The sequence below is a fragment of the Estrella lausannensis genome (assembly GCF_900000175.1).
GTDB classification, from domain to species: Bacteria; Chlamydiota; Chlamydiia; order Chlamydiales; family Criblamydiaceae; genus Estrella; species Estrella lausannensis.
The window spans coordinates 200938-210955 of sequence record NZ_CWGJ01000026.1 but is presented as its reverse complement, the minus strand read 5'-3'; the positions used below and the strand labels follow the sequence as shown (position 1 = coordinate 210955).

Below are 10018 nucleotides of genomic sequence, written 5' to 3'. Positions count from 1 at the left end.
CCATCCAGAAGAGTATGGAAAACGAAGCGACGGGAAATTTGGCCTCGCTAAAGGTCAAAATGCAAGGCGGCAAAGAGGTCAAGCTGGAAAACGCTCTCGAGATCATGACAAGCAGCTTCGAAAAGCTAACTCCATCCCAGCAAAACGATGAAATCTACGTCCTGAAGGATAGACTAGGCTACATAAAAAGAAATTCAGACACCAATCAAGAAAAGTCAAGCGAACTTCTAAAAGCCATAGAAGCTTACGAGAAGAAATTTTCTCAGATAGAAGGTAAAGAAATTACCGAAAGTCCCTTCCAGAAAAACATTTGCCAACTCACTACAGCCGTAGAAATCGCTAAAGGTCAAAATGCAAGGCGGCAAAGAGTTCGAACTTAAAAAAGCTGTCGACATCATGGTGAGCAACTTCGAAAAACTCACTCCCTCCCAGCAAAGTGACCAAATCTACGTCCTGAAGGAAAGATTAAGCTACATAAAAAATAACGCTGGCACCGATCAAAAAGGGGCGGGCGCGCTTCTAAAAGCTGTTAAAGCTTACGAGAAGAAGTTTTCTGAGGTAGACGGCAAGGCAATTACAGGAAATGCCTTCCAGAACAAAATTTGCCAAATCAACACAGCCGCGCAAATGAACGTTTTCGGCATTGCGTCTCCCCAAAGCAACGGAGATGTGCTTCTGAACATTACCCACCCCAACGCGCCAAGTCGCTTTTTTACTCTCAAACAGAACGAGCACGACAAAACGATCACCATATCCGAGCTCGGGAACCCGGTTTATTCCAAAACAATTCCAGATGATACCACCACCCTTGCCGCCGTCATGGCCTTCAAGAGTGAAATCGTCGAGGAGATGACCAAAGCCAAGGAAGCGTTGGTTAAAAAAACTTCAGATAACGTCGAGACGCTGGCAGGAGCCGCTCTAAAAGACATCGAGGAAAGCCAGAGGACCCTCTCCGCTAAAAAGTTCTCCCTAGGTGGCCGGATTGCCCATTTGTTTAAATCGATCGGAAGCTTCTTCGCTTCCATTCCGAAATTTTTCTCCAGGATCTCCTCCCCCGCTACAGAGACAACTCAGCCAATTGTTAAGTCCAGAGTGAAACTGCTTGCAGGCAAAACAAAAGCTGAGGGACAGGCCCCCACAAAGACACCGACTGCTCAAGGGGTCGATCTCACGCCCCAGCTCTCCATCAACCAAGCTACCACAGTATCGACGGGTTCTGATTTCACGATTTCCCCCTTCAAAGAACGAAGTGCTCTTACCGCACAGGATCAAGTCATAACCCCTTACGATGCGGAAAAGTTTCATTACGATTGGCAAATCAAAAACTCGCCGTTGCCTGAGGACGCGCAAAAAAAACAAATTGGCAAAGCCACGCCGGAAGAACTTTTGGGAATGACCTCGAGGGGCCTCTCTGTTTCGGCCGAAGAGTTCCTGGCTGCCGCAGAAAAACTTAAATCTAATCTTCCATCTAGTGGACAAGAGGGAGGTCCCCAGCTAACCACCCTCCACGACCTCTACTGCAGGGCTGCCGACCAATTCGAAGCCGCGGGCGACGTCACCAAGGCCTTCGAGGCGAGAGCAAATGCAGCCTCCTTTGCCGGCCCGGCAGCAAGCAGCAAGCTACACAATATGAGCCAGGCTGTCGCTTTCGGACAACAAGCACAAAAAAGCCCCCTTCTCCCTGCGCACTTCTCAGGGTTGGATACAGGAATTTTGAAGGGAGGATCTTTGAGAGCCTCCAACCGCACAATCAATGGAAATGAGATAACACAACTCGATTTCAAACTCAGCAGGTTTGCAAGGCAGGATCTTCAAGAACACTTATTGAACATCCAAAACAACTTGGCTGCCTTCGAAGCTTCCCTTCCTGCTGAACTCAAGGGTAAGGTGCGCATTACCGAAGTGAAAGATACCTTTCTTGGTAAAAAGCCGGATGGTTCATTTGCGGTAGAAGACGGCTATACTCCTTACGAAGCAACGGCCATCCAGATTGAATTCGGGGGGGTCGGATCCGTGATCATCGGTAACAACAAAGAGTTTGGATGCCTTTTCAACAACATTAAAGTACTGGTCAAAGCAGACCTTCCCGAGGGAAAGGCTGAGCAGCAAGTCCATCAGATGCTGACGATGCTGGGTGTCGGCCCCATACTCAATGAGCAGCGCCCCATGGATGAGGAGCGTCTCAAGACGGCTCTGATATTCCGTACCTACTACCCTCAACAAGCCACTAAAATGGAAAAAACCAAAGAGTTTTATGAGATGCCTTTGGATATGCTTAGGCAGAAGATCGAAGCGGAAGTACCCGAGATGAAGGATGTGTTCAAGAAATACGAAGACAATCCTGAGCTAATCGAGAAAAAGGAAATATATCCAGGGAAAACAACATTCTCTATTAACGATATCGGCATGCTGATGCGAAAAAAGGGAGCCTATGGCCTCATGGCAGGCGTCGGCAGTTACGTACCCGCTTCAGATGCCGCCGATACAGTTGTTTTGATGATGAAATATGGCGCCCTTGCCTCCCAGGACAGATTCCAGGCAGGACTGTTTGTGGAAGGCGCCTCCTCCGAGAAGGACTTACGTACTGGAGGCGGGGATCATGTGTTCACCCGACTGATCAACGACAAGACGGCGAAAGGCAAGCTAGCGGATACATATGGAGGAGATTTCACCTTCTCTGGCACATATCAAATGCTCTATGACCTCGATGTCTGCAACACCGGAGCATATGGCTACAAAACCGATGAATATGGCGTAAAGAACCCCGATCACAACGACTACTCAATTTACGCAGGAAGAAAAAACCTGCCGGAATTAGCCGAAATGACCGACAACTACAACAACGAGATCATGGTCAAAAACACCGTTCCCCCCGCAATGATTCGAGGCATTGTCTGCCAGACACAAGAAAATAAAGACGTTCTGGTGGAAAAGCTGACGGCGCAAGGCGTTATTGTAGACGGCAAAATCAATGGCAAACCGGTCGATTCGTTTATTCATGTCGCGAGCAAGTTCACGAAAGAGATGTGGGATAACTAAGAGACTGTCTCTGAATTAAATTTTTAGCATATAGCTTTCTCCTCTCTCGAAGCAGAAACTCTGACTCGAAAAACCATCCAGCTGTTATACCGAAGAAGCCCTTAATCGATCTCAAGCGCGGGACGTATCGACGCTATTTTCTCTTTTGCACCCGCAGAAACCGGTGTGTGCTTAAGCTTTAGGTGCTTCAAAGAGAAGCTAGACTGAACTGCCTCGATGATGCCGCTGTCTGAAAAGGAGTCGCACCGCTCTAAGTTAAGCTGATTTAAATTTTTGAGCCTGTGGGCCAAATCGATCAGCTCCGCATCGGTAATGGGCAGTCTTGCAATGCTAAGCACCTCTAGTCGCTGCAAAAGCCTAGAAAGAGTTTCAAACGATTTTCCCGATAAGCGCTCACACCCTTCCAAATCAAGATGGAGTAGTTTCGGACAGCCCTGACAGATCAACAACAGATCGTCTTCGTTAACCTGATAGCATTTGGTCAAGGTCAGCGACTCAAGATCCGAAAGCTTTTTCAAATACCCAAACCCCTTGTAGTCTATTCCGGTATCGTTTTTCAAATTCAGCCGCTTGATGTTTGGGCATTGTTCGACCAAGATTTTGAGGTCATCGCTTGTCAGCCAGGGGTTTTGAGAAATATCTAACTCCTCGAGGGTGGAAGGAATATCTAAGAATCGATTGGTGAACGCTTTCACTTCATTTAAACGCAATCCCACAAGCTGCCTCATCGAGGTGATGATGTGGGTAAAACGCGGATCGTCAACGATGGGCCCAAAAAATCCCAAGTGCGTGATCCATGGGCGCAGCTCTTCGAAAATATCGATAGCCGACTCCCGATAATCGTTAAATTCGATTTCCAGGAACTCAATATCGGAAAAGGTGAACTGGACACCCAGGTCGTAGGTGTTGGCGATTTTCAACACTTCGGCATAAAAAGCGAGCCATCTGTTTTTCATGCACTCTTTGATCAGACCGATGAAGTTAGCCTGCGTCACGTAGCGTTTTAAGATGCCCGCGGCCTCCTCCGGCAACCCACCGATCTCCCATTCGATCGCTGATTTATACACTTCCAAGACGACAGGGTATTCCATTTTCCAAAGATCTTCAGAGCGCCCCGTCTCCATATAGTCTTCAATCATCTTGAAGACATCGACCGGGATGAGCGGAAGTTCTATCCACTTGCCGTCAGGCGCCTTGTCTGCCGACGAAAGGAGCGTTGCAAAAAGCGGGCTTAGGGTACCCAGCAGAAGGGAGCTGACCTGCACGGTGGCATCTTTCAATTGGATATTCAGATCCCTTGGGACCTTGGAGAGCAGATTTACCGGATGGCTCCTTACGGCATAAGCGGTCCTGTCGGCAAGCTCCTGCGACAGATTCCCTTCAAGGAAATGGAACGAAAGCCTTTCGAGCATTTCGCGGGTCGCTTGAGGGTGAGCCATGGGCCATGATTCATCAGCGGCCGCTATCTCGAAAAACGTCGTCAACGTTCTCAAGTCTTTAGCTGCAAGTTCTACCAGTTCTTTGTCATCAGACGCGTCCTTGACATACGCAAGACTTTCTGGAAGCTGGGCAGGAAAATCCAAGGTGAATCCTCTTTCGTGTTTTAACGGAAGCCTCTCAAAATTCAGCATTAGGGCTTTGAACGCACCCCAAGACTGAAAGATTGCAAGTCATCTAATATTAGAGATGTGGAGTAACTTGCAATTTTTCAATTTTGAGACAATTTAGGTCTAAGAGAATACGCTAAAACTGAAATTACATGATTTGTTTTAGTACGGTCTCTAAAAGAGAGGATATAGGCAAATAAGGGGTTAAATGGAAGAAAAAGAGAATGAAAGAGGGAGCACAGCTCCCTCGTCCGCATAAAAATTAATTGTGCATGAAGAGAATGACATCGCCATCTTGGACAATATACTCCTTCCCTTCGCTGCGTGCCTTTCCGGCTTCCCGAGCTCCCACTCTTCCCTTACAAGAGACCATATCATCGTAGCCGACGACCTCTGCGCGGATGAATCCCTTTTCGATGTCGGAGTGGATCTCGCCTGCGGCCGCTTGCGCTGAAGTGCCTTTCCGGATGGTCCAAGCTCTGGTCTCGATCTCTCCGGTCGTAATGTAGGTGATCAGTCCCAAGAGCTCAAAGGAGGCTCTGACTAACTTGTTAAGGCCCGACTCATCGAGTCCCAAGCTTTCCAGAAACTCTTTCCTTTCCTCTTTGGGCAACTGCGAGATTTCCTCTTCGATCTTGGCGCAGATAGGCACGACTGGGCTCCCCTCTTTCGCGGCATACTCCCGCACTTGCCTGACATACGGGTTGTCATAGCTTGGAAGAGCATCATCCGATACGTTGGCGACATAAAGAATAGGCTTCTTCGTAAGGAAAGAATAACTTTTCAAAATCTTGTCGCCCGCCTCGTCCAGCTTCAAACTTCTGAGCGGCTTGCTCTCGTTAAGATGTTCCTCTGCCTGCTTGAGCACCAAGACTGCCGCTTCCATGTCTTTTTTGCCCTTCGCCTGCTTTTCAAGCTTGGGCAGTATATTTTGACACATCTGCAAGTCAGACAAGATGAGCTCTAAGTTGATCACTTCGATATCACGGACGGGATCGACACCGCCGGAAACGTGGATGATCTCATCCGACTCAAAGCAGCGCACCATGTGCAATATGGCATCAGTCTCGCGGATGTTGGCCAGGAATTTGTTGCCGAGCCCCTCACCTTTGGACGCTCCGGCCACAAGGCCTGCAATATCAACGAACTGCACTGTCGCGTAGATGATCTTCTTGCTGCCTGAGAGGGCGGAGAGAGTTTCCAGCCTCGGATCCACCAGTTCCACAATGCCGACATTGGGATCAATTGTGCAAAATGGATAGTTGGAGGCAGGGGCAATGTTTGATGTTAAGAAATTAAAAAGGGTCGATTTTCCGACATTGGGAAGACCGACAATTCCGCATGAAAGGCCTGGCATATCTACTCCATTCTTAAGATCAAATTTCGCCTGCTACTTAAACTTCAAAAGACAGTCCACAAACTCAACTCAGAGAATCCGAGCTGAGAAGAAGGCTCCAAGAGCCTGTTAACGGATTTGGATTTCGTCGATTACAGTTTGTGAACAGTCTCTTATAGAGTATTGAACCCAAAATCGACAGAAACCAAATCCTTTAAGAGATTCTAAAGGTAGCGGGATCAAGAATACCACGAAACTTTCTTTTTAAGAAATCCTTTGGAACCCCACTCCCCAAATAGGGTGTTTCCACCCGAAAAATCGACTTTTTCCTTGACACTCCCCTCTTTTGGGGGGTATACTAATAATGGTGATGAGTAAGAGTGCGTTTGTCTGGATTTTGCTTCGCTTATCTGCTATGTAACTATCGGGTGGTGTTTTCTACCTTCGGGCCTCAATTGCCGGGAGCTTTCTAGCCTCGAGAGAGGATAGATTCAGACATTTAACAAACATTACCGGAGTTTAGTCCCTATGGGAGAAAAAACAGAAAAGGCGAGTCCTAAAAAACTAAGGGATGCCAGAAAAAAGGGACAAGTCGCCAAGTCGCAAGACCTTCCCTCCGCTTTTACCTTTATTGCCTCCATCTGGATCACGATGGGCATGCTGGGTGCTATCTACACCAAGATAAGTACCTTTCTTACAGGCATCTTCGACATGGTTCCCCGCCAAAACCTGGAAGTCTATATTTCCAACGGATTTTCCGAAGGCTTCATGATCATCTTCCTCTGTTCCATTCCGGTCATGTTCTTAGTGTCCATTGTGGGCATGACCATCAATTTCCTTTCAGTTGGCCCGGTTCTTGCTTTAGAAGCTTTCAAGTTTGATATTAAAAAATTCGACCCGATCCAGAATTTGAAATCAAAGTTTAAGGTAAAGACCCTGTTCGAGCTGGTAAAGTCGGTCTTCAAGATCACAATCGCTTCCTGGCTGATTTACCGGGTGATGATGAAGTCGATACCGACGTTGATCACAACAGTCAACCACCAAGCGGACGTCGCCCTATGGGTCTACTACAACTTTCTAATGGACGTGGTCTTGCAGGTGGGTATCTTTTTCATCTTCGTGGCGGTTCTCGACTTTGTATTCCAAAAGAGAAACTTCGCCAATGAGATGAAAATGGAAAAATTTGAGCTGAAACAGGAGTATAAAAACACAGAAGGCGACCCTCACATCAAGGGAGAGCGAAAGAAGATCGCCCAGGAAATCGCGTACTCGGAAGGCCCGGGGGGCGGCGTCAAGGGTGCGAGCGCTGTTGTCACCAACCCGACACACCTCGCAATCGCTTTGGGATACCAACGGGAGATCGACCCGGCGCCCTTTATTGTAGCGATGGGTGAAGGAATACTTGCTGAACGCATGATCGAGATCGCCAAGAAAAACGATGTTCCTGTTGTGCGAAATATCGGTCTTGCTCATAAACTGTGGGAGGATGGGGATCTATACGAGTTCGTCCCCGAAGACACTTACGAAGCCGTAGCCGAAATTATCCGCTGGGTGCAAAAACTGCAGAACGACCCCGAAAACGCTGGGAATTATGTAGCCGAATAGTTGCAATTTGAATGAAAGTGCAATAAAATAACAGATATAGATGTAATTCAAAAGATTACTGTGCCGAGTTGTAAGCAATAGGAATAGAGATGGAAGCAATCAAGAAGGTACTCGACGGCATTGCGGCAAGGCTAGCAGGCGAAGGAGGCGCGATCACCAAAAGCGCCGACGTGGCCTTGGCTATCATCATCATTTGCATCCTCGGCATGATCATCTTGCCGATCAACCCCCACATTATAGACTTCTTGCTGGCTGTCAACTTAGCGATCTCCGTTTCGCTTCTGATGGTCGCGATGTACATTCCCTCAGCCCTCCACCTGTCGATCTTTCCCTCGCTCTTGCTGATTACAACGCTTTACCGTCTTGGCCTTAACATCGCCTCCACCCGTCAGATCCTCCTGCACGCCTACGCCGGAGAGTTGATCGAGCAGTTCGGCCAATTCGTCATCGGGGGAAACTTCGTCGTCGGGGGTATCATCTTCTTGATCATCACCTTGGTTAACTTCATCGTTATCACGAAAGGTGCCGAACGTGTCGCCGAGGTCGCCGCGAGATTTACACTGGACGCCATGCCCGGTAAACAGATGAGTATCGATGCTGACATGAGGGCAGGCATACTCGATGCCAACCAGGCACGGGAAAAAAGGCTTGTCATCCAGAAAGAGAGCCAACTGTACGGTGCTATGGATGGTGCGATGAAGTTCGTCAAAGGGGATGCCATCGCAGGTATCGTCATCACTTTGATCAACGTTATCGGCGGTATCGTCATCGGGATGACCATGATGGGCATGGACGCCATGTCGTCAGTCAACAAATTCTCCATTTTGTCAATAGGTGACGGTCTGATCTCGCAGATCCCAGCGCTGTTGATCTCCATTTCGGCCGGTATCGTAACGACCAGGGTCACCTCAGACAAGGGCGACACGGCGCTCGGTGCCGAGATTTCCGGACAGTTGTTCAAACAGCCCAAAGCTCTAATGCTTTCTGCAAGCTTTCTTGTCGGTATGGCCGCTGTGCCAGGCTTCCCGGCAGCCCCCTTCCTCCTTCTGGCAGCGGGTCTTGGCCTGATTTCCTATGCACTGTGGACTGAAGAGCAGGCTCAGGCAGAAGGCGGCACCTCCACTGGACTTAGCTCCGGCGGCAGCACCATCTCCTCGTCGAAGGGGGGAGCGGCAGCGCCCAAGACGACTAAAAAGACGAGCGTTCCCGAGCACCAGGCGATCACGGGCGGCGGGGTTGATAACTATGCCCTAACGCTGCCGGTTATCCTGGAGTGCGGTGCGGCCCTCTCCGATGAGATCCGCGAAGCGCAAAAGGTCAAAGGATCAAGCTTCGTCGACGTGATGATCCCCAAAATGCGGCAGGCGCTTTATGCCGACCTTGGCGTCAGGTTCCCTGGCGTCCACGTCAGAACCGACTCGCCGATTCTTCAGCAAGATGAGTATTCCATCCACTTGAACGAGGTGCCGATCATCCGCGGTAAAGTGCTGAAAGGCCACGTTTTAACGAACGAAAACGAAGAGAACCTATCGCGCTACAACTTAGCTTTCGTGACCTATAAAAACTCTCTTGGCCTCCCCTCTCTTTGGGTTGAGGACAAGAACATCGAACTTTTGGATAACGCCGGCATCAAATACTGGCAGTCGCTTGAGGTGATGATTCTGCACCTTTCTTACTTCTTCAGGCACTATGCCAACGAATTTGTCGGTATCCAGGAAGTGAAATCGATGCTGGAGTTTATGGAAAAATCCTTCCCTGATCTGGTCAAGGAAGTGACGAGACTGATTCCGCTGCAGAAAATGACCGACATTTTCAAACGTCTTATTCAGGAGCAGATCTCGATCAAGGACTTAAGGACGATTCTTGAGGCGCTGAGTGAGTGGGCGCAAACTGAAAAAGATACGGTTTTGCTCACCGAGTATGTCCGCTCGTCGCTGAAGCGCTACATCAGCTATAAATACTCTCAGGGCCAGTCTGTGCTATCGGTGTACATCCTGGATCCTGAAATTGAAGATATGGTAAGAGGAGCGATCAAGCAGACCTCGGCCGGTTCCTATCTTGCGTTGGACCCCGACTCTGTACAGCTTATTCTCCAAGGAGTGCGCAACACCGTGGCGCCGCCCCCTCCGGGAGGGCAGCCTCCTGTTATCCTGACGGCGATTGACGTCAGGCGTTTCGTCAGGAAACTGATCGAAATGGAATTTACCGACATATCCGTAGTTTCCTATCAGGAGATCATTCCGGAGATTCGTATCCAGCCGCTAGGTAGGATACAGATCGCTTAAGATAAGCGACTTGATACAGAGCCTAAAGACAAAGCCGGACTTAAATACAAGCTTCGGACTTATGGCACTGTTATTGCTCCCGTAAAGTGCGTGCCTATGGTTAAAAACCGTCGGCACACGCGATTGGCCAAGGAGGGTCTTTAGAT

6 protein-coding genes are annotated in these 10018 nt (G+C 48.9%); 4 read left to right on the top strand and 2 right to left on the bottom strand.

The features are described 5' to 3' along the window. Together ELAC_RS10055 and ELAC_RS10050 are read left to right on the top strand one after the other, a co-directional pair. A partial coding sequence (locus ELAC_RS10055) for a hypothetical protein (protein ID WP_204250556.1) occupies window positions 1–380 on the top strand: 380 nt, incomplete at its 5' end. After that, window positions 352–3039: a DarT ssDNA thymidine ADP-ribosyltransferase family protein gene (locus ELAC_RS10050; RefSeq protein WP_098039153.1), complete on the top strand. Its 2688-nt coding sequence runs from the start codon at window positions 352–354 to the stop codon at window positions 3037–3039. The genes ELAC_RS10055 and ELAC_RS10050, both read left to right, overlap by 29 nt. Window positions 3040–3140: 101 nt before the next feature. Here ELAC_RS10050 and ELAC_RS10045 read toward each other — a convergent pair whose 3' ends face one another. Beyond that, window positions 3141–4622, bottom strand: coding sequence for a hypothetical protein (locus ELAC_RS10045; RefSeq protein ID WP_143406496.1), 1482 nt, complete (start codon window positions 4620–4622; stop codon window positions 3141–3143). 286 nt (window positions 4623–4908) lie between these two features. Then, the gene (gene ychF / locus ELAC_RS10040; RefSeq protein ID WP_098039151.1) at window positions 4909–6003 is read right to left on the bottom strand and encodes a redox-regulated ATPase YchF; all 1095 of its coding nucleotides are present in this window, start codon (window positions 6001–6003) and stop codon (window positions 4909–4911) included. Window positions 6004–6510: 507 nt separating this feature from the next. Here ychF and sctU point away from each other — a divergent pair. Together sctU and sctV are read left to right on the top strand one after the other, a co-directional pair. Then, window positions 6511–7587: a type III secretion system export apparatus subunit SctU gene (sctU, locus tag ELAC_RS10035; RefSeq protein WP_098039150.1), complete on the top strand. Its 1077-nt coding sequence runs from the start codon at window positions 6511–6513 to the stop codon at window positions 7585–7587. A gap of 98 nt (window positions 7588–7685) precedes the next feature. Then, a complete protein-coding gene (gene sctV / locus ELAC_RS10030; RefSeq protein ID WP_420810334.1) occupies window positions 7686–9872 on the top strand; it encodes a type III secretion system export apparatus subunit SctV in 2187 nt (728 codons plus the stop codon). Window positions 9873–10018 lie beyond the last annotated feature (146 nt).